This is a genomic window from Labilibaculum antarcticum, from assembly GCF_002356295.1.
In the GTDB taxonomy this organism is placed as follows: Bacteria; Bacteroidota; Bacteroidia; order Bacteroidales; family Marinifilaceae; genus Labilibaculum; species Labilibaculum antarcticum.
This window is the reverse complement of the sequence record NZ_AP018042.1, coordinates 5,162,684-5,182,296: the sequence shown is the minus strand read 5'-3', so window position 1 is coordinate 5,182,296 and position 19,613 is coordinate 5,162,684. Positions and strand designations below refer to the sequence as shown.

Genomic DNA, 19,613 nt, shown 5'->3' with positions numbered 1-19,613 from the left:
AAGATCGGTACATGAGTATCGATCTTTTTTATTCTGTCTATTTGATTAAGTTGAAGTGTGCTTGCTGAATTTCTAACTCATAATATTAAAAATGGCCAGACCAAACAGAAGAAACCTTAAAAAACGAAACAATCCAAACAAAAGATACTTTCTAAAGCTATAATCGATGATTCCAGACGCCATACTTACAATGGAAAATGGTATTGGCAACAGCGCTCCAACTACAATAAGAAATCCTCCCCATTTCCTCAGATTGGTAATGTGTTTGTGCATTTTACTTTCAACCGTAGTTTTTACAACAGGTATTGTAAGTATTGTTTTTCCAATAAAGTAAGAGGCGCATCCACCCAAATAAGAGAGTAGGGCAAGAATAGAAAGATTTAGTACTGGCGCAGGAAGTGTTTTCACCCAGGCAATAAACAACTCCGGAGGAATTAATCCCAATACCGATTCTGAAATAAAAAAGAGCAGGAATACATTCAATCTGGAATAGGCTTTAGTTGTTTCATGAAACAGACTTTGAAAATCCAACACATAATATTCCAGAAATAAAATAAGACCAACTATTAGCAGGAAAGGAATAACGGCCTTCTTCAAATTATTACCAATAAATTGATAAAAACCAGTGTAGGTATAATATTGGTGTAGCAATTGAAATTTTGGTTTTCGATTTTTTCGTGCAATTTGTGGCATTATTTAGCTATAATCTATTTTAATAAAGCAATAACATTCGGACAATAATTTGTTAGAAACATATATTTAATCATGCAATTGATTGTGGTTTTATTCTGAATCTATTGGATGAAAAATATACATGCGCTTCGAAGCTGTCAATTTCTCTCAGAGAATGACAATAGCAATCGTTAAATAAAGAATGAAAACAATCTGAATTCGTTAAAATTTACTACAAGAAAGAAGGTTTAAGCTTGGGGCGGTGGAGATTCGAGTTTTCGTCCGCAATGGTAGTTCGTTGCTTTGTAGGAATAAGTGTTATTAACAAAGTCGCAGCAATAGAATTCTGTTTTTTGGAGAGAAAGCACATCCAGATCTTCAATGTCTGTATCTCCATACTCCGATGATGATTCATCAGAATTGGGGACCGTATCGGTAAGCAATACCAGCTTGCTCTCTTGTTTTACCTTAATCATTTGTTGAATGATTGGTATCACAAGAAAGAAGAGTGATAAGATAACCAGAATGACAGATGGATTCCGCATAGTTTTAAATTCTTGAGCAAATATATGAAAATCTACTTCAAAGCCTTGTCGCATTTATGTTAGAATTTGTTAAAATTTTGGTGTGTGATTTAAGCGTTTGATTCTGAGTAATTAATTTATGTTGCGTGAATGTGTTTTTATATTGAATGATCTGTAAGTAGGGTTTTCACTTATGAGAACGTCAATTGAAAATGAGTGTTAACAATCAGAAAATCCTTGGATAAGTGAAATTATTGATAAAGTTGGACAACCACTATATATTTCACAAAATTTATTTTTTTTTTAAACAATCAGATAAGCTTGAAATTCAACTTGTTTAGTCATGTAATGCCTATCAATAAAGAGCTGTAGAGAATTTTTTCTTTAAAAAGATTTGGAGGATAAGAAAAAATCCCCATCTTTGTATCGCAATCAAATGAAACGCGGATGTGGCGTAATTGGTAGCCGCGCTAGACTTAGGATCTGGTGCCGAGAGGCGTGGGGGTTCGAGTCCCTTCATCCGTACAAAGAGATCGATACGAAAGTGTCGGTCTTTTTTTTTGTGCCTTCCATTAAGTGAATTATTTGTATCTTCTTATCATTAACTACTTTGTATATGAAGCAACGATCTACTCTAAAGCAAATTTTGGGTATTGAGCATCCAATACTCCTTGCTCCAATGTTTTTAATATCCAACGCAAAGATGGTGATTGAAGCTTTAAAGTGTGGTTGTACCGCCGCAATACCAGCTCTCAACTACCGAACAGAAAAGGAATTAAGAGCCGCAATTCGGGAAATTCGACAGGCGAGTTCTAAGCCGTTTGGCATTAATTTAATTGTAAATAAATCCAACCCAAAATACAAATCTCAATTATTGACTTTGCTTGAGCTTAAGGTCGATTTTATCATTACTTCCTTAGGAAATCCCAAAGAAGTAATTACAGCCTGCAAACCATTAGGAATAAAAGTCTTTTGTGATGTTACAGATGTGAGATATGCAATAAAAGTGGAACAATTAGGAGCAGATGCAATAATCGCGGTTAATTCAAAGGCTGGAGGTCATTGTGGTGATTTGTCGGCAAAGGAATTAATTTCTCAATTGATTCAGTCCACAACAATTCCCATTATTTCAGCAGGTGGTATAATGAATAAAATGGAGGTGGCACAAATGATGGAGTGGGGCGCCGCAGGAGTTTCAGTGGGGACTATTTTTATCGCCACTCACGAAGCTAACGTATCTCAAGAGTATAAGCAAGCCATGATTCAATTTGGTTCAAAAGATATTGTAAAAACAAGTAAATTAACGGGGTCGCCGCTTACAGTAATTAACACTTCCTATGTTCAGCGAATTGGCACAAAGTCTAATCTTTGGGAATGGCTGATCAATAACAGTTCTGTTTTAAAAAAATATGCAAAACTAATTCTTGCTTGGCAAGGAATGAATAAGGTCAAAAAATCTGCGTTTAAAGCGAGTTATCAAAATGTTTGGTGCGCTGGGCCAAGTATTGAAGCTGTCAAAAGTATTCGCTCTGTTCCGGAAGTTATTAAGGATTTAATATAGCCTATACACTGTTTTTATTATTTGATTAATTGTTCGAATCCTCTCCAACCCATCCAATTCTGTTCTGCCACATCGTCTGCAATTCTAACAATTCGATCATTAAAATCGTTTCTGATGGCATTTCCATTGATATAAGTAACTGCCTCGGCAAAAGATTTAAGCATACTTTTATAAAAGGCTTCCTGCTTAACGTATTTACTGGAAGTGTAGGTGATTGCTATTTCAATCTGATAAAGCATTACATCCGCAATTAAACTTGGTTCAACGCCAAGTTTCTTGAAGTGGCGAATGAATTTTTGAGCGACCGAGCGTCTCATTTTTGCTTTACGCCTCGAGACTGGAAAGTATTCTTTTGATATTTTGAATTTACACTCTTCCAATAATTTATTTTCCTGAGGATTAAAAGCAAAATCGTAAAACTGCTTCACTTCTTTAAATCTTGAATAAAGATCTGTGATTTGTTCTTGAAGTTGCTTCTTATTTAGTGGTTGAAGGTATTCTTTTAAGTCTTTTTTACTCATTTGCTCTCAAAATTTAAAACGCAAAGATAGTAAGTAATTTTCTTGAATTCTAACAACATTTTATAATCAAAACAAATCGTTAGTATTCCTGTAAATATTTAATAATCAATATCAAACTTGTGTATAAATACAAAATACAAAGAACCGATAGTCATCCTTGTCGAGATTAAACTATCGGTTCTTACCACTTAACTGCCTATGTCTAGTGTTTACTTATTGCTCATTAATTTATGCTATAAGATATTGATGAATACCCAGAGCTGTTTTGCGTCCGTGATCCAACGCACGTACAACCAAACTGGCACCTGTTGTTGCATCACCTGAACAGAAAATTTTCGAATTTGAAGTTTGACCTTTGGCATCAGTCTTAATATTGCCTCTTCCGTCTAATTCAAGTCCTAATTCGTTTACCAGTCCTTCGTGCACCGGATGAACAAATCCCATCGCTAATAAAACTAAATCAGCATCAATCGTTTCTTCCGTTCCAGCAACTTCATTCATTTTGAATTGTCCCTTTTCATCCTTAGTCCATTCAATTTGGGTGATGGTAAGTTTTTTCACCTTTCCTTCTTCACCTATAATCTCCTTAGAACTAAGCGACCATCTTCTCTCGCAGCCCTCAAGGTGAGAACTTGAAGTTCTTAAGGTTTGCGGCCAATAAGGCCATGGGTTGGATTCTTTTCTTTCTTCAGGTGGTTTTGGCATTAACTCTATCTGTAAAACAGACTTTGCCTTTTGACGAATTGAAGTTCCAACACAGTCAGAACCGGTATCTCCTCCACCAATAACGACAACATTTTTGCCTTTAGCTGATATTCTTTCTTCCTTGGTAAATTCATCACCACGTATCAGTTTATTTTGTTGTTTCAGAAAATCCATTGCAAAATGAACACCTTCCAGTTCGCGACCTTTAATCGATAAATCACGAGGTTTCATAGCACCAATTGCCAAACAAACTGCATCATATTCAGCTTCCAATTCTTTAAAGGAAACTTTTCCACCTACATCCTGATTGATTTTGAATTCGATTCCTTCTTCAACAAAAAGTTCCAACCGTCGATCAATGACACCTTTGTCTAATTTAAAATTAGGTATCCCGTAACGAAGTAATCCACCAATCGCATCATCTTTTTCAAATACAGTTACGTTGTGACCAGCTCTGTTTAGAAGATCGGCAACCGATAATCCTGCAGGTCCTGATCCAATTACAGCGATCTTTTTACCCGTACGTTTTTTAGGTGGACGAGCTTTTATATACCCGTACTCAAACGCCTTTTCGATCACGGCAGCTTCATTTTCACGTATCGTTACCGGCGAATTGTGCAATGCGAGCACACAAGATTTTTCGCATGGCGCTGGACAAATTCTTCCGGTAAATTCAGGAAAGCTGTTCGTCGAATGCAAAATTTGACTTGCCTCTTCCCAATTCTCTCTATATACAGCATCCTGCCATTCTGGAATTTTACTGGCCGTAGGACAAGCCCAATGACAAAAAGGAACACCGCAATCCATACATCTGGCTGCCTGATCTATTCTATCATCAAGATTCAATGTTTGTTCAACTTCTCCAAAATCGCCAACTCTATCTCTTACCGCACGATAGCCGGCGTCTTTTCTTTTTATTTCTAAAAAACCTTTCGGATTTCCCATAATCGTTCTGTTTGTTAATGAATAGTGTCGTAATTAAAGGAAAGGATCGATTTCTGTTTTCACCTTTCCTTAAAATTTAATTACTCGTGAACTTCAGTTTGAGATTGTGTCCCCTTTAATTTTCGACGAATCTTCTTCAGTTTTTTCTCCTCAAGTACTTTCTTATACTCGTAAGGAATAACTTTCACGAAATGTGGCAGATATTCTTCCCAATGAGTTAGTATCTTCGAGGCAACACTACTCTGTGTTAATAACAAATGTTCGTGGATCATTGCTTGTAGTTCATGAACATCATACAAATTTTCAACAGGTTCAAGTGAAACAAGACTTTTATTGCAGAAATAATCCAATCGGCCTTCCATATTAAGGACATACGCGATTCCTCCACTCATACCAGCCGCAAAGTTTCTTCCTGTTTTACCAAGAATTACAACTCGACCTCCGGTCATGTATTCACAACCATGATCACCAACACCTTCAACAACTGCAATTCCACCAGAATTACGAACACAAAAACGTTCTCCAGCCATTCCTCTTATATAGGCCGATCCACTAGTTGCACCATAAAGTGCCGTATTTCCAATAACAATTTGTTCCTCTGGTTTGAATTTGCTTTTCTCCGAAGGATACACAACTAATTTTCCTCCCGATAAACCTTTTCCAAAGTAATCATTAGAGTCACCAACCAAACGGAAAGTAATTCCCTGTTCAAGAAAAGCTCCAAAACTTTGTCCGGCAGATCCTCTAAAGATGCAGTTAATTGTATCCTCTTCCAGAACTCTTTTAGGTTTTAGTAAAGCAACTTTACCCGAAAGCATAGCTCCTGTGGTTCTGTCTGTATTGTTGATTTTATGATCGATCCATACTTTTTCTCCATCATGCAAAGCCTTCGCAGATTGTTTGATCAAATCATGATCAAGAACCTCGCCAATTGACTTTATTTTAGAGTTTGCACCATTTATTGTGTGTCCTTCTGTTTTAGGCAAGTGAATCAGGTTCTCGATACTAACCGTTTTTGCTTTCCAACTATCAATATTTTTACGTTTTGTTAATAAATCAGATCGCCCCACCAAATCATCAAATTTTCGTATTCCAAGTTCAGCCATTAATTCACGACATTCTTCTCCTAGGAAAGTGAAGTAGTTCACAAGCCATTCAGAACGTCCAAGGAATTTTTCTCTAAGCTCCTTATTTTGAGTTGCAATTCCGACAGGACATGTGTTTAGGTGACATTTACGCATCATAACACATCCCAGTACAATTAATGCACTTGTAGCAAACCCAAACTCTTCAGCTCCCAGTAAGGCCATTGAAACGATATCTCTACCAGTTTTTAATTGTCCATCGGTTTGTAATTTAACACGGCCACGCAAGTCGTTCATTACAAGTGTTTGCTGTGCCTCAGCTAATCCCAACTCAACAGGTAGCCCTGTATGCTTAATTGAACCTAAAGGACTAGCACCTGTGCCACCTTCACAACCAGCAATTACAATCAAATCGGCATTCGCTTTAGCAACACCGGCAGCAACCGTACCAACACCATTTTCAGATACCAGCTTAACACTTACACAAGCCGTTGGATTTACATTTTTCAAGTCGAAAATCAGCTGTGCTAAATCTTCAATTGAGTAGATGTCATGATGTGGAGGAGGAGAGATCAATGTAATCCCAGGAGTTGAATTCCTCAGTTTAGCAATAACGTTATCAACCTTAAATCCTGGCAACTGACCACCTTCTCCGGGCTTAGCACCTTGAGCTACTTTAATCTGTAATTCATCTGCATTTACAAGGTATTCTGTGTTTACACCAAATCGGCCCGATGCAATTTGTTTGATAGAACTTCTTGCGCTTGTATAGAATCGCTTTGAACTTTCTCCGCCTTCACCAGTATTACTTCTGCCACCAATTTTATTCATTGCAATGGCCAAAGTCTCATGAGCCTCTTTTGAAATGGAACCATAAGACATGGCACCAGTACAAAATCTTTTCATGATGTTTTCAACTGGCTCAACTTCACTAATATCAATTGGATTCGATTTATAATCAAAAAATCCTCTCAAGAAATTAGGTGACGCTGTCTCTTTATTTACAATCGTACTATATTCCTTGAATTTACTAAAATCGTTTGTTCTGGTTGCCCATTGCAAAAGTCCAATTGTTTCAGGATTCCAACTATGTGGTTCTCCATTTTTACGATAATGAATATTTCCATTATTGGTCAATAAATCCTGATTGTCGAAAGGATCTGCTTCGGAATAAGCCTTTTTGTGATGACAAAGAACTTCTTCTGAAATTTCTTTTAAACCAATACCTTCAATTCTTGAAATAGTACCAGTGAAATATTTATCAATAACTTCCTTGCTAACTCCTAAAGCCTCATAGATTTGAGCGCCAAGATAACTTCCAATGGTTGAAATACCCATTTTAGACATCACCTTAAGCAGACCTTTATCAACGGCTTTTATATAGTTTTTACGAGCAGTTTTGTATTCAAGACTAATTCGTCCATCTTTTACCAACTTGTCGATAACCGCATAACTCATATATGGGTTAATAACACTGGCACCATAAGCAATTAATAAAGCGATATGATTTACTTCACGAGCCTCACCTGTTTCCACAACAAGACCGATCTGCATTCTCTTTCTCTTCTTTATTAAATGATGATGAACCGCAGCAACCGCTAAAAGAACAGGAATGGGAGCCATTGAACTAGAGATATTCCTATCTGTCAGAATAATGTAATTCTTCTGCTCATCAACTGCATCTTCAGCTAATTGACAAATAGTATCCAAAGCGCTTTCTAATCCAGCTCCATTTTCCGATGCCTTAAACAGAATATCAATCGACTTATGTCTGAATTCCTCATGCTTTAACTTTTTAATTTTCCCAAGGTCAGTATTCGTAATTAGCGGGCTTTTGAAACGAATCAATTTACAATGCTGAGCTGTTTCATCCAAAAGATTCTTCTGAACAGATCCAATATAATTGGTTAAGTCCATTACCAAATTCTCTCGAATTGAATCAATAGGAGGGTTCGTTACCTGAGCAAATAATTGGCGAAAGTAATTGAAAAATAGCTGTGGCTTAGGTGATAATACAGGTATTGGGGCATCATTACCCATAGATCCTACGGGTTCCTGTGCTCCAGTTGCCATAGGAAGAAGAACTCTTTCAAAATCTTCTTTGCAATAGTTGAATGTCTTCTGACAGATTTCGAATTGATCGCCAATATCAGAAGGAACACGTTTTTCTACTGGAATTGATTTTAAATCCAAGCGGTTTTCCTTTAACCAATTTTGATAAGGGTTACGATAAGTCAATTGAGACTTCACCTCTTGATCAGGAATGATTATTCCAAGCTGTGTATCAACGAGTAACAACTTCCCTGGTCTTAATCTTCCTTTTTCTTTTATTTCTTCTGGTTTAAAGTGTTGAATACCAACTTCAGACCCCATTACAATCATGTCATCTTGAGTGATTACATAACGAGAAGGACGTAATCCATTTCTATCCAATGTTCCTCCAATGTATCTTCCATCCGAGAATACTAAAGAAGCTGGACCATCCCAAGGTTCCATAAAGGTGGAATGATATTCGTAAAAAGCTTTTAAACTATCTGGAATTGGATTTTTTCCATTCCATGATTCAGGTACCATCATACTCAATGCATGTGGCAAACTTCTACCAGTTAAGAATAAAAACTCAAGAACATTATCAAAAGACGCAGAATCACTTTTGTTAGGTTCAACTACAGGAAATAATTTTTTGATGTCATCACCAAACACCTCTGATTTTAATAGAGATTCACGTGCCTGCATCCATAAGCGGTTTCCTTTAATTGTATTTATTTCACCATTGTGTGCTACAATACGGAAGGGTTGAGCTAAATCCCAAGAAGGGAATGTGTTAGTACTGAAACGCGAGTGAACCATAGCAATAGCGCTTTCCATGCGCGGATCCTGAAGATCACTATAGTATTTCCCCAATTGGTCACTTGCAAACATTCCTTTATATACCAAAACTTTTGAAGAGAGACTTGGCATGTAAAACATCTCTTTCTCTTTCATTTTGGTTGCACGTACATAGCTTTCAGCTTGTTTTCTAGCCAAGTAGAGTCGACGCTCTAAATCATCCTGTTCGTAATTTCCGCCAACAAAAATTTGTTTGATTGTTGGTTCTGATTGTCTTGCAATTTCTCCAATTGCATTAGTATCCGTAGGGACATCACGTAATTCAAGAAATTCCAATCCTTCTTCCTCAAGAATTTGAATAAGAACTTCAAGACAGAATTTTTCTTCGATTTCGTCTTTTGGCAAGAAAATTAAACCGGTACCATATCTTCCTGCTAAAGGAAGCTTGATTCCAATTTTTTTGAAGAAATTGTGAGGTAACTGCATCAAAATACCAGCTCCATCACCACTCACATTATCAGCACCACGAGCACCACGGTGTTCCATATTGCATAGAACCTCCAGTCCACGAGTGATAATCTCGAAAGATTTCTTTCCTTTAATATTGGCTACAAAGCCAATCCCACAATTGTCATGTTCGTTTTCAGGGTCGTAAAGACCCTGTTGTTTTGGTCTAAGGTTTCGCATAGGCAATTTTTAGTGCGAAGCCAGGTAGTGATTTTGTCTTTTAAACTTAAGGACATAAGAAACATATAGAAATCCCCATTCTATATCATCAGGTAACGACTTTTAAAAATCCGATAGTCGTAGTCCTTACTCAAGAAACACCCAAGTTTAAAGGTGACTAATTTTTTGCTTGTCTAATCCGTTGCACAAATATAACCTAAATAAATTGATATATGCAATTATTATTGTTAAGTAATGTTACGGAAACGTTTGAAAAGTGAAAAAAACATGATATTTGTCATTGCGAAGGGTTTCGTGATTTACAGACCCTTAACAAAAAAGGATAATCTGTCTCCGATGGGAGCAAGAAAAACCTAATAAAATAATTATGTTTAGGAGAGGAGGGGGTGATCCAGAATTTTATTTATTCTTTTCAACAACAGGTTGTACTTTTAAAATTTTTAATAATCGTTTTTCAATCCATTTAGGAAGGTATTTACCAACTTTTAAAATAAATTGTTTTCCCAAAATGTAGATCGAAGAATAAAAGAAAACTTTATTAAGAAGGTAAACGGAAGCCGTAAGAAGAATGATTTTATTAGATCCGGCTAAAATGAAAGGTAAAGAGAGATAAAGGAAGAAAGTAACAACAGCTAAGCCCAACAACACAAATCCAACAATTTTTTTTAACTCCATGATATTTTCAATTCTATTAATTTTTGATACTTAATGCAATTTTACGGGGTAATTTATAAATGGTTATTCAAAAACAAGTTTTTAAACTGTTAAAAATATATAACAGGCTGTAATTTAGGTTGGCAGATCCGATTTTTGCTAGGTTTTCAAGTTGAGCCTTTATTTAATAAAAGAACAAATAATAAATAGATGGAGGGGGGGGGTACAGATAGCTTGGTTTGGCGAAATGTCATAAAATTCTTCCGCAAAGGTTATAAATGGATGTGTGACGAAAAAAAAAGCAATTTTATTAGGATATTATTCTTTTTTGCGATTATCTTTGTATCCAACAAAACAGAAGAAGCATGGGAAATTTACAAATTATTCGACGACGTTGTATTAGATCATTATCCAAACGATAAGGTATAAGCATTGGCGTAGTTATTTTCCAAGCTTTCCATATCGGAAAGCCTTTTTTTTGAAAACAAAATAATAGTATAAAACAGAACAAATGATTTTATTTCACAACATACGACGACGACGACTTAGATCTCCTTTAGGGAAAGCGGTTGATGTCGTATTGTCGTGTAATCAATGATTAACAACAATATTTAAAGGCTTACCGTTTTTACCGGTAAGCCTTTTTTTTGAAATTTTATTATTACAGAACTAAATGAAACAAATTATCCATACAGAAAGCCGACGCCATTTGCGTAGTAACTGTTACCCAGGAGGGACGGATGAGCTTGCTATTTCTGTAATCGAAATATCATAAATTAATAAGCTTACTGTTCTCGGACGGGAAGCTTTTTTTGTATAAACTAAAAAGTAAAAACATGAATTTTTTCAACTCCTTAGACTTTAGACGACGCTGTTTTCGGGAAAACAACAACCAGACAGCAAGAGCGGACTTTTTTGTAGAATTAAATAATAGGTGGTTGTGCTTAACTGCCGTAGCACTTTTTTGGGAAATTTAGTAATAGCTAGAATAAAATGATAGATACATCAATGGAAATTGAGCAAAAAATAAGTGTCATTTCTGCAGGTTTGAGGCATTACGAATATGCCCAGGAAATTTGTGATATGATTGAAAGTGCTGCGAAAATTCGCGGTACCGGAATTGCTAAAAGAGAAGCTTTGTACATTGTACAAAAAATTCAGGAAGGAAAGGCAATCATTGCCTTTGATCAGGATAAAGTTATTGGTTTTTGTTATATAGAAACCTGGGAGCATGGAAAGTATGTAGCTAATTCGGGGCTAATTGTAGATCCGAATTACAGAGCTATAGGTTTAGCTAAGATGATTAAGGCTAAGGCTTTCGAACTATCCCGTAAACGTTACCCTGAGGCCAAAATATTCGGACTCACCACAAGTCTTCCTGTAATGAAAATCAATTCAGAATTAGGATATAGACCAGTTACCTTTTCGGAGCTAACTACTGATGATACATTTTGGAAAGGATGCAGCGGTTGTGTGAATTACGACATACTGCAGCGAACCAATCAAAAAATGTGTTTGTGTACAGGTATGCTCTATGATCCCAATAAAAAGGATAAAAAATAATTATTCTGAAACGTAAAGCAATTTCATCAATTTATTAACAAGATCTTGAAAATCTACAAATAACAATATAATGACATCAACTAAGAAAAAAGTAGTATTAGCATATAGCGGAGGTTTAGATACAACATACTGTGCACTTTATTTGTCTAAGGAGTTAAACATGGATGTGTACACAGTATTGGGTAATACAGGTGGTTTCAGTGATGAAGAATTGGCCGATATAGAAAATAGAACGAAGCAACTGGGAGTTGTTCAACATGCATCTCTGGACATTACCGAAGAATATTACGAGAAATGCATTAAATACATGATAATGGGAAATGTTCTAAAGAACAATACTTATCCGTTATCAGTAAGCTCAGAAAGAGCATTTCAAGCCATGGCAATTGCTAAATATGCCCATTCCATTGGTGCTGATTATATTGCACACGGTAGTACCGGTGCAGGTAATGATCAGATTCGGTTTGATTTAATTTTTAAAATAATGGCTCCAAATGCTGAAATTATTACTCCAACAAGAGATATGGAGTTGAGCAGGGAAACGGAGATCAATTACTTGAAAGAAAATGGTATTTCAGCCAATTTTGAAAAAATGAAATATTCCATTAATGCAGGAATATGGGGAACTAGTATCGGAGGTAAAGAAACATTAACATCAGATCAACCACTACCCGAAGAAGCTTATCCAAAGCAGGTTGTGAAAACAGAATCGGAGAAACTAACAATTGGTTTTGAAAAAGGAGAATTGGTTAGTGTAAATGGAGAAAAAACACAGCATCCACTTGACGCAATTAAAAAAATTGAAGCAATTGGGTCTCAGTTTGGTATTGGACGAGACATGCACATTGGTGACACAATTATTGGAACAAAAGGAAGGGTTGCGTTCGAAGCTGCTGCACCTTTAATGATTATTAAAGCTCATCAAACTCTGGAAAAGCACACCCTTACCAAATGGCAAATGCATTGGAAAGAGCAAATTGCCAATTTCTATGGAATGTTGTTGCACGAAGCTCAGTATTTAGAGCCGGTAATGAGAAATATGGAGACTTTCCTTCTTGACACTCAAAAGAAGGTAACTGGAACAGTTATTTTAAATTTAAATCCAAAGCATTTCTTTGTTGAAGGTATTACTTCACCAAACGACTTAATGACTGATTTATTTGGTCAGTATGGCGAAAGCAGTAAGGGATGGACAGCAGATGATGCAAAAGGATTTACTAATATTTTAGCCAATTCTTTGAAGATTTATTACACCATAAATCAGGAATAAGATGGTGAATGTAGGAATTATAGGTGGAGCAGGTTATACAGCAGGTGAATTGCTGCGGATTTTAATTTGGCATCCTCAAGCAAATATAAGTTTCGTGCAGAGTACCAGTCATATGGGGCATCTAATATCAGATGTTCACAGGGATTTACTGGATGAAACTGATTTGGTATTCTCCCAAGCAGATTATAAGGCTATTGATGTTTTATTCATTTGTTCGGGACATGGGAAAACTAAATTGTTTTTGGAAGAGAATAATTTGCCGGAAACTGTGAAAATTATCGATTTAAGTACTGATTTCAGACCAAGAACAAATAATAAAGGATTTGTTTACGGCTTGCCTGAAATTAATAGAGATAAAATTGTAACAGCTGATAAAATTGCCAACCCAGGATGTTTTGCAACTTGTATTGAATTGGGATTATTGCCTTTAGCAAGTGCAAATCAATTAACGGAGGAGGTTCATGTTAATGCAATAACAGGATCAACTGGCGCAGGTCAGAATCCAACATCAACTTCCCATTTTAGCTGGAAAAACAATAATGTTTCGGTATACAAGGCATTTACTCATCAGCATTTGGAAGAGATCACAGAAACTGTTTTACAACTTCAACCCAATTTCGATAAAGAGATCAATTTTATTCCGGTAAGAGGAAACTTTAGCCGAGGAATAATGGCAACAATATATACCGATTGTGATTGGACTCTTGAGGAAGCAGTTGAAAAGTATAAAATTTATTATCAAAATCATCCATTCGTTTCAATATCAAGCATAACACCCGATGTAAAGCAGGTTGTAAATACAAATAAATGTGTATTATATCTTGAAAAACATGGTCGTAAGCTGATGATTATTTCAGTTATTGATAATTTATTGAAAGGAGCCTCCGGGCAGGCAGTTCAGAATATGAATTTATTATTTGGAATGCCGGAAATACTAGGATTAGGTTTAAAACCGATTGGATTTTAAAACAAGAGAAATGAAATTATTTGACGTATATAGTTGTTACGATATAAATTTGGTGAACGGAAAAGGATCAAGCATTTCTGATGACAAAGGAAATAAATATCTTGATTTTTATGGTGGACATGGAGTGATTTCCATAGGACACAGTCATTTGCACTACATTTTCAGAATGGAACAGCAACTTCATTGTTTGGGTTTTTATTCTAATGCCGTAAAAAATGATATGCAAGAGAAGTTAGCTTGCAAGTTGGGTAAGCTTTCTGGATATGATACCTATAATCTATTCTTATGCAACTCAGGTGCTGAAGCCAATGAGAATGCTCTTAAAGTGGCCTCTTTTCACACAGGTAAATCAAAAATTGTTGCGATTAAAGGAGCTTTTCATGGAAGAAGCAGTGGTGTTTTAGCAATTACCGATAATCCTTTATTATCATCCGAATTTAACGTAAAACATGATGTGGTTTTTGTCGAGATGAATGATACTCCTGCTCTTGAAAAGGCTCTTGGTGAAAATGACGTTGCTGCACTTATCATTGAAGGAATACAAGGTGTGAATGGAGTTGTTGAACCTTCAGTTGAGTTCTTTAAATCTGCTGAAAGGCTCTGTAAAACTCACAAAGCAATGCTTATTCTTGATGAGATCCAGTCAGGCTACGGTAGAACTGGAAAATTCTTTGCACATCAACATGCTGGCATTAAGGCAGACATCATAACCACAGCTAAGGGAATGGGAAATGGATTCCCGATTGCAGGTGTAATTATCTCTCCCAAAATAAAAGCTTGGAGCGGGATGTTAGGAACAACCTTTGGAGGAAATCATTTAGCCTGCGCAGCAGGCATGGCTGTTTTAGAAATAATTGAAGAAGAGCAGTTAATCGGAAACGCAAACAAATTAGGTGATTATATAATCACCAAACTGAAAGATAATAAAGCAATTAAAGCAATAAGGGGGAAAGGATTAATGATTGGTATTGATCTTGAAAATATGCCTGCAATCAGGAAGCAACTTCTTGAGGAGTATGGCATTTTCACAGGATCATCTGGTAGTACAACGCTTCGTTTACTGCCACCACTTTCAATTACAAAAAAGGAGGTAGATCAATTCATTGAAGCATTTCAAAAACTAACCCAAATTGTATTAGTATGATAGATTTAACAGTAGTTAAAATTGGCGGTAACGTAATTGATGAACCTAAAAAACTAAATGATTTTTTGGATTCTTTTTCAAACTTAAATGGCAAGATTGTTTTGGTTCATGGAGGAGGCAAAGTTGCCTCGGATTTGGCTGGAAAACTTGGTGTTAAAACCAAAATGGTTGACGGAAGACGTATTACTGATGCTGAGAATCTAAAGTTGGTAACCATGGTTTATGCCGGACTAATTAATAAGAATATTGTTGCTGCACTGCAAGCTCGTGGTGTAAACGCGATGGGGATGTGTGGCGCCGATTTAGACTTAATCAGAGCAGAGAAAAGAAGTAATACAGAGATTGATTATGGTTTTGTTGGTGATGTAACAGCCGTTAATACCTTGGCTTTGTGCAAACAAATTGAATGCAATTCTGTTTTGGTTATTGCGCCAATTACCCATGATGGCAACGGGCAGTTACTCAATACCAATGCAGATACCGTTGCAACGGAAGTGGCCGTGGCATTGAGCCGTTTTTATAAGGTGAAATTAATATACAGTTTTGAAAAATTGGGAGTTTTAATGAACGCCGATGATGATAGCAGTGTAATGCCTGTTCTTTCGAAAGAAAAATGTTCCGATATGGTGAAATCGGGTAAGATCAATACAGGAATGCTTCCAAAAACTCAAAATGCATTTTACGCTTTATCAAAAGGGGTAGAAGAGGTTGTGATTGGAAATTTCGTTTCGATGGAGACAAATCATTCTTCGGGAACATTAGTTATTAATTCTTAGTTTGTTCATATGGATATAGAAAAGTATACCGAAATAGCTATAAGTACACTTAAGCAATTGATTTCAATTCAGTCGTATAGCAAAGAAGAAAAGCAGGTAGCCGATTTAATGGAGCAGAAACTGATTGATTTTGGATATCAGGTGCACCGTAAAGGAAATAACGTTTGGGTATTTAATAAGGATTTTGATGAGAAAAAACCAGTTCTATTGATGAATTCTCATTTGGATACAGTAAAACCTTCTGAAAAATACACCAAGAATCCTTTAAATCCTGAAGTGTCTGATGGCAAGCTATATGGATTGGGAAGTAATGATGCTGGTGGATGTTTGGTTTCTCTTTTCGCAAGCTTTCTTGCATTGGAAGGAACGAATCAGGCTTACAACCGTGTTTTTGTAGCTTCCGCAGAAGAGGAAATATCAGGAACTGGCGGGTTTGAGCTTATACAAGATGAAATAGGACGAATTGATGTGGGTATTGTTGGAGAGCCAACTCTTATGGAGATGGCCATTGCCGAAAAAGGATTAATGGTATTGGATTGTGATGCAATTGGCGTTCCTGGACATGCGGCACGTAACGAAGGTGTTAATTCCATTAGTATTGCCATGAAGGATATTGAATGGCTTCACTCTTATAAATTTGCGTTGGAATCGGAGATGTTGGGAGCAGTAAAAATGACTGTCACACAAATTAAGGCCGGAAAGCAGCACAATGTAATTCCATCATCATGTAAATTTGTCGTTGATGTTCGAACGAATGAGCATTACTCAAACGAAAAGGCATTTGCAATTATTAACGAGAAATTGGAAAGTGAAGTTACTGCCCGATCGTTTAGAATGAACTCTTCAGGAATTCCTTTGGAACATCCTCTTATTCAGAATGGTTTGAGTTTAGGCATGAAGTATTACGGTTCTCCTACGACCTCAGATCAGGCCATTATGAAAGGATTTCCAAGCTTGAAATTAGGTCCTGGAGATTCGGCCAGATCTCATACTGCTGATGAGTTTATCTACGTTGCCGAAATTGGACAAGGAATCGAAAAATATTATAACTTGTTGAACGGTTTGAAAATCTGAACTAAAAGGAGTTAATAAGAAGTAAAAAACGGATTAAACAATACTATACACAAACCACTAACTTTAAAGAGAATTACTATGAAACTTTGGGATAAAGGCGTAAAAGTTGACAAGAAAATAGAACAATTCACTGTTGGAATGGATCGTGATTTAGATATACAACTTGCGCCCTTCGATGTATTAGGATCTCTGGCGCACATTGAAATGCTCGAATCCATCGGATTATTGGAGAAAACAGAATTGAAATTGATTCAGGAAGAATTACGAAATATTTATTCTTCGATAAAAAACAATGCCTTTGTTATAGAAGATGGCACGGAAGATGTTCACTCTCAGGTTGAATATCAATTGACTTTAGCTTTAGGCGATATTGGTAAAAAAATACATAGTGGAAGATCACGGAACGATCAGGTTCTTTTGGATTTAAAATTATTTACAAGAAATAAACTTGAAGAAATTGTTCGGGAAGGAAGATTACTTTTTGATGAGCTAATTGCAAAGAGTAATGAGAATAAGGATGTACTGATTCCTGGATATACTCACTTACAGGTGGCTATGCCATCCTCATTCGGCCTATGGTTTGGCGCTTATGCGGAAAGTTTGACCGATGATATGATGGTGTTGCAGGCAGCTTACAAAGTGGTTAATCAGAATCCATTAGGATCCGGTGCTGGTTATGGCTCATCATTTCCATTAAACAGACAAATGACCACTGATTTACTAGGTTTTAGAGATCTCAGTTATAATGTAGTTTATGCTCAAATGGGACGTGGTAAAATGGAGTTTACAGTTCTTTCAGCATTAGCGAATATGGCAATGACTATCGCTAAGTTAGCAATGGATGCATGTTTGTATAACAGTCAAAATTTCAATTTCTTAAGTTTTCCTGATGAGTTAACAACAGGAAGCAGCATAATGCCACATAAGAAGAATCCTGATGTTTTTGAGTTAATACGAGCTCATGCAAATGCGCTACAGATGTTGCCAGCTCAAATTCAGGCTGTTACATCTAATCTTCCTTCAGGATATCACAGAGATTATCAGCTTACAAAAGAGTTCTTTATGCCAGCTTTCGATAAGATGATTGCTTGTTTGGAAATGACGCGGATCATGTTAACTGAAGTGAAAATTAACAAAGAAGTTTTGAAGGATGAGCGTTATAAGTACATGTTTACTGTGGAGGAGGTAAACCGAATGGTACTTGATGGTGTTCCATTCCGCGATGCTTACAAAAAGATCGGACAAATAGTTGAAGAAGGGAATTTTAAATACGAAGGTAAAGTGAAGCATGTTCACGAAGGAAGCATCGGGAATTTATGCAATGATAAAATTGTTGGTAAGATGAATGACGTTTTTGTTGGTTTTAATTTTAACAAGACCAAAGAAGCTTATATGAACTTATTGAATAGAATTTAGATCAGTTTAAAGAAATTAATATTTAACCATTTTATAGAACTTTTATGTCAGAAGAGACAAAAGCTAAATTAATTTTACAGGATGGATCGGAATATATCGGTACATCCTTTGGGTACCAGGAATCTATTGCCGGAGAAATGGTGTTTAATACTGCAATGACAGGATATCCGGAGAGTTTAACTGATCCTTCGTACAGAGGTCAGATTCTAGTAAGTACCTTTCCGTTGATTGGTAATTATGGAGTTCCGGGTACACTGCAGGAAGATGAATTGTTTCGTTTTTATGAGTCGGAAAAGATTCAAGTATCAGCATTTATTGTATCGGATTATACCGAGGAGTTTAGTCATTGGAATGCAAGTTTGAGCCTTGGAGATTGGATGAAACAACATAAAATCCCTGGGATTTATGGTGTAGATACGCGTGCCTTAACAAAAAAACTTCGTGAGCAAGGCAGTATGCTTGCTAAAATTATTTTTGAAGATGTAGAACCTGAATGGAAAGATCCTAATCTTGAGAATCTAGTTGCACAGGTAAGTACATCAGAGAAAATTGTTTACGGAAATGGAAAGCACAAGGTGTTGCTATTGGATTGTGGTGTGAAAAACAATATTATTCGTTGTTTGTTAAAAAGAGATACTACAGTAATCAGAGTTCCGCACGATTATGATTTTACCCAAGAGGAATACGATGGATTGTTCATCTCAAATGGTCCTGGAGATCCAAAACAAAATGTGAAAGCCATAGCCAATTTGAAAACTGTTTTTGGTCAGGATACGCCAATTATGGGTATTTGCTTGGGAACACAATTAATGGCTCTTGCTGCAGGAGCTGATACTTATAAATTGAAGTACGGACACCGCAGTCACAATCAACCAGTAGTATTAAAAGGAAGCAAGCGTTGTTTTATCACATCTCAGAATCATGGGTATGCCATTAACATGGATACTTTACCAAAAGAGTGGGAACCATTGTTCGTTAATGCTAATGATGGCACATGTGAAGGATTAAAGCACACAGATAAACCATTTTTCGCATCTCAGTTTCACCCGGAAGCTTCCAGTGGTCCAACAGATACCGAATTTTTGTTCGATGATTTCATTAAAATGATGGAAGATTATAAAGGTAAAAGTTAAAAAAAGTCCCATTTGTACTTATTCTCCCTTTCAGGGGAGATGCCCGAAGAACAGAGGGGTGTTTTTAAGAAAAAACAATTATCAATT

Annotated in this window: 15 protein-coding genes and 1 tRNA gene; 10 read left to right on the top strand and 6 right to left on the bottom strand. The window is 36.4% G+C overall.

From position 1 onward, the window contains the following. Positions 1-72: 72 nt before the first annotated feature. Together ALGA_RS20720 and ALGA_RS20715 are read right to left on the bottom strand one after the other, a co-directional pair. A complete protein-coding gene (locus tag ALGA_RS20720; RefSeq protein WP_096432560.1) occupies positions 73-693 on the bottom strand; it encodes a YqaA family protein in 621 nt (206 codons plus the stop codon). A gap of 227 nt (positions 694-920) precedes the next feature. Then, positions 921-1,271 carry a hypothetical protein gene (locus ALGA_RS20715; protein ID WP_096432558.1) on the bottom strand — a complete coding sequence of 117 codons (351 nt, stop codon included), beginning with the start codon at positions 1,269-1,271 and terminating at the stop codon, positions 921-923. 368 nt (positions 1,272-1,639) lie between these two features. On the opposite strand from ALGA_RS20715, the gene ALGA_RS20710 reads away from it, so the two are divergent. Further along, positions 1,640-1,721: transfer RNA gene (locus ALGA_RS20710), tRNA-Leu, on the top strand. Positions 1,722-1,812: 91 nt separating this feature from the next. Continuing rightward, positions 1,813-2,757, top strand: a complete 945-nt coding sequence (locus tag ALGA_RS20705; RefSeq protein WP_096432556.1) for an NAD(P)H-dependent flavin oxidoreductase — start codon at positions 1,813-1,815, stop codon at positions 2,755-2,757. Positions 2,758-2,774: 17 nt separating this feature from the next. On the opposite strand, the gene ALGA_RS20700 is transcribed toward ALGA_RS20705, so the two are convergent. The 4 genes from ALGA_RS20700 to ALGA_RS20685 form a co-directional block, all read right to left on the bottom strand. Then, positions 2,775-3,278, bottom strand: coding sequence for a DUF6155 family protein (locus ALGA_RS20700; RefSeq protein WP_096432554.1), 504 nt, complete (start codon positions 3,276-3,278; stop codon positions 2,775-2,777). A 228-nt stretch (positions 3,279-3,506) separates the two neighbouring features. Continuing rightward, positions 3,507-4,928: a glutamate synthase subunit beta gene (locus tag ALGA_RS20695; RefSeq protein WP_096432552.1), complete on the bottom strand. Its 1,422-nt coding sequence runs from the start codon at positions 4,926-4,928 to the stop codon at positions 3,507-3,509. A gap of 80 nt (positions 4,929-5,008) precedes the next feature. Then, entirely contained in the window at positions 5,009-9,529 is a 4,521-nt protein-coding gene (gene gltB, locus ALGA_RS20690) for a glutamate synthase large subunit (protein ID WP_096432550.1), read from the bottom strand. Between the two features lie 399 nt (positions 9,530-9,928). Continuing rightward, positions 9,929-10,204, bottom strand: a complete 276-nt coding sequence (locus ALGA_RS20685) for a hypothetical protein (RefSeq protein WP_096432548.1) — start codon at positions 10,202-10,204, stop codon at positions 9,929-9,931. A gap of 972 nt (positions 10,205-11,176) precedes the next feature. Between ALGA_RS20685 and ALGA_RS20675 the strand changes: the two genes are divergently transcribed. From ALGA_RS20675 to carA, 8 genes are all read left to right on the top strand, one after another. Beyond that, positions 11,177-11,746 (top strand): GNAT family N-acetyltransferase, encoded by a 570-nt coding sequence (locus ALGA_RS20675; protein WP_096432544.1) that lies wholly within the window; start codon positions 11,177-11,179, stop codon positions 11,744-11,746. 70 nt (positions 11,747-11,816) lie between these two features. Further along, on the top strand, positions 11,817-13,016 hold the full coding sequence (locus ALGA_RS20670; protein WP_096432542.1) for an argininosuccinate synthase: 1,200 nt from the start codon (positions 11,817-11,819) through the stop codon (positions 13,014-13,016). 1 nt (position 13,017) lies between these two features. Then, entirely contained in the window at positions 13,018-13,983 is a 966-nt protein-coding gene (gene argC, locus ALGA_RS20665; RefSeq protein ID WP_096432540.1) for an N-acetyl-gamma-glutamyl-phosphate reductase, read from the top strand. 10 nt (positions 13,984-13,993) lie between these two features. After that, entirely contained in the window at positions 13,994-15,127 is a 1,134-nt protein-coding gene (locus tag ALGA_RS20660) for an aspartate aminotransferase family protein (protein WP_096433799.1), read from the top strand. Then, positions 15,124-15,903: an acetylglutamate kinase gene (gene argB, locus ALGA_RS20655; RefSeq protein WP_096432538.1), complete on the top strand. Its 780-nt coding sequence runs from the start codon at positions 15,124-15,126 to the stop codon at positions 15,901-15,903. Before ALGA_RS20660 ends, argB begins: the two co-directional genes overlap by 4 nt. Positions 15,904-15,912: 9 nt before the next feature. Next, complete coding sequence (locus ALGA_RS20650) at positions 15,913-16,977, top strand: M20/M25/M40 family metallo-hydrolase (protein ID WP_096432536.1); 1,065 nt, start codon at positions 15,913-15,915, stop codon at positions 16,975-16,977. 78 nt (positions 16,978-17,055) lie between these two features. After that, a complete protein-coding gene (argH, locus tag ALGA_RS20645) occupies positions 17,056-18,393 on the top strand; it encodes an argininosuccinate lyase (RefSeq protein ID WP_231706006.1) in 1,338 nt (445 codons plus the stop codon). A gap of 44 nt (positions 18,394-18,437) precedes the next feature. Continuing rightward, positions 18,438-19,526 carry a glutamine-hydrolyzing carbamoyl-phosphate synthase small subunit gene (gene carA, locus ALGA_RS20640; RefSeq protein WP_096432532.1) on the top strand — a complete coding sequence of 363 codons (1,089 nt, stop codon included), beginning with the start codon at positions 18,438-18,440 and terminating at the stop codon, positions 19,524-19,526. Positions 19,527-19,613 lie beyond the last annotated feature (87 nt).

Bases quoted from the DNA above. Each gene is read 5' to 3' on its own strand.
- ALGA_RS20720 (WP_096432560.1), bottom strand. From the start codon at position 693: ATGCCACAAATTGCACGAAAAAATCGAAAACCAAAATTTCAATTGCTA.
- ALGA_RS20670 (WP_096432542.1), top strand. From the start codon at position 11,817: ATGACATCAACTAAGAAAAAAGTAGTATTAGCATATAGCGGAGGTTTA.
- ALGA_RS20660 (WP_096433799.1), top strand. From the start codon at position 13,994: ATGAAATTATTTGACGTATATAGTTGTTACGATATAAATTTGGTGAAC.
- ALGA_RS20705 (WP_096432556.1), top strand. From the start codon at position 1,813: ATGAAGCAACGATCTACTCTAAAGCAAATTTTGGGTATTGAGCATCCA.
- ALGA_RS20650 (WP_096432536.1), top strand. From the start codon at position 15,913: ATGGATATAGAAAAGTATACCGAAATAGCTATAAGTACACTTAAGCAA.
- ALGA_RS20700 (WP_096432554.1), bottom strand. From the start codon at position 3,278: ATGAGTAAAAAAGACTTAAAAGAATACCTTCAACCACTAAATAAGAAG.
- ALGA_RS20685 (WP_096432548.1), bottom strand. From the start codon at position 10,204: ATGGAGTTAAAAAAAATTGTTGGATTTGTGTTGTTGGGCTTAGCTGTT.
- argC (WP_096432540.1), top strand. From the start codon at position 13,018: ATGGTGAATGTAGGAATTATAGGTGGAGCAGGTTATACAGCAGGTGAA.
- carA (WP_096432532.1), top strand. From the start codon at position 18,438: ATGTCAGAAGAGACAAAAGCTAAATTAATTTTACAGGATGGATCGGAA.
- gltB (WP_096432550.1), bottom strand. From the start codon at position 9,529: ATGCGAAACCTTAGACCAAAACAACAGGGTCTTTACGACCCTGAAAAC.
- argH (WP_231706006.1), top strand. From the start codon at position 17,056: ATGAAACTTTGGGATAAAGGCGTAAAAGTTGACAAGAAAATAGAACAA.
- ALGA_RS20675 (WP_096432544.1), top strand. From the start codon at position 11,177: ATGATAGATACATCAATGGAAATTGAGCAAAAAATAAGTGTCATTTCT.
- ALGA_RS20715 (WP_096432558.1), bottom strand. From the start codon at position 1,271: ATGCGACAAGGCTTTGAAGTAGATTTTCATATATTTGCTCAAGAATTT.
- ALGA_RS20695 (WP_096432552.1), bottom strand. From the start codon at position 4,928: ATGGGAAATCCGAAAGGTTTTTTAGAAATAAAAAGAAAAGACGCCGGC.
- argB (WP_096432538.1), top strand. From the start codon at position 15,124: ATGATAGATTTAACAGTAGTTAAAATTGGCGGTAACGTAATTGATGAA.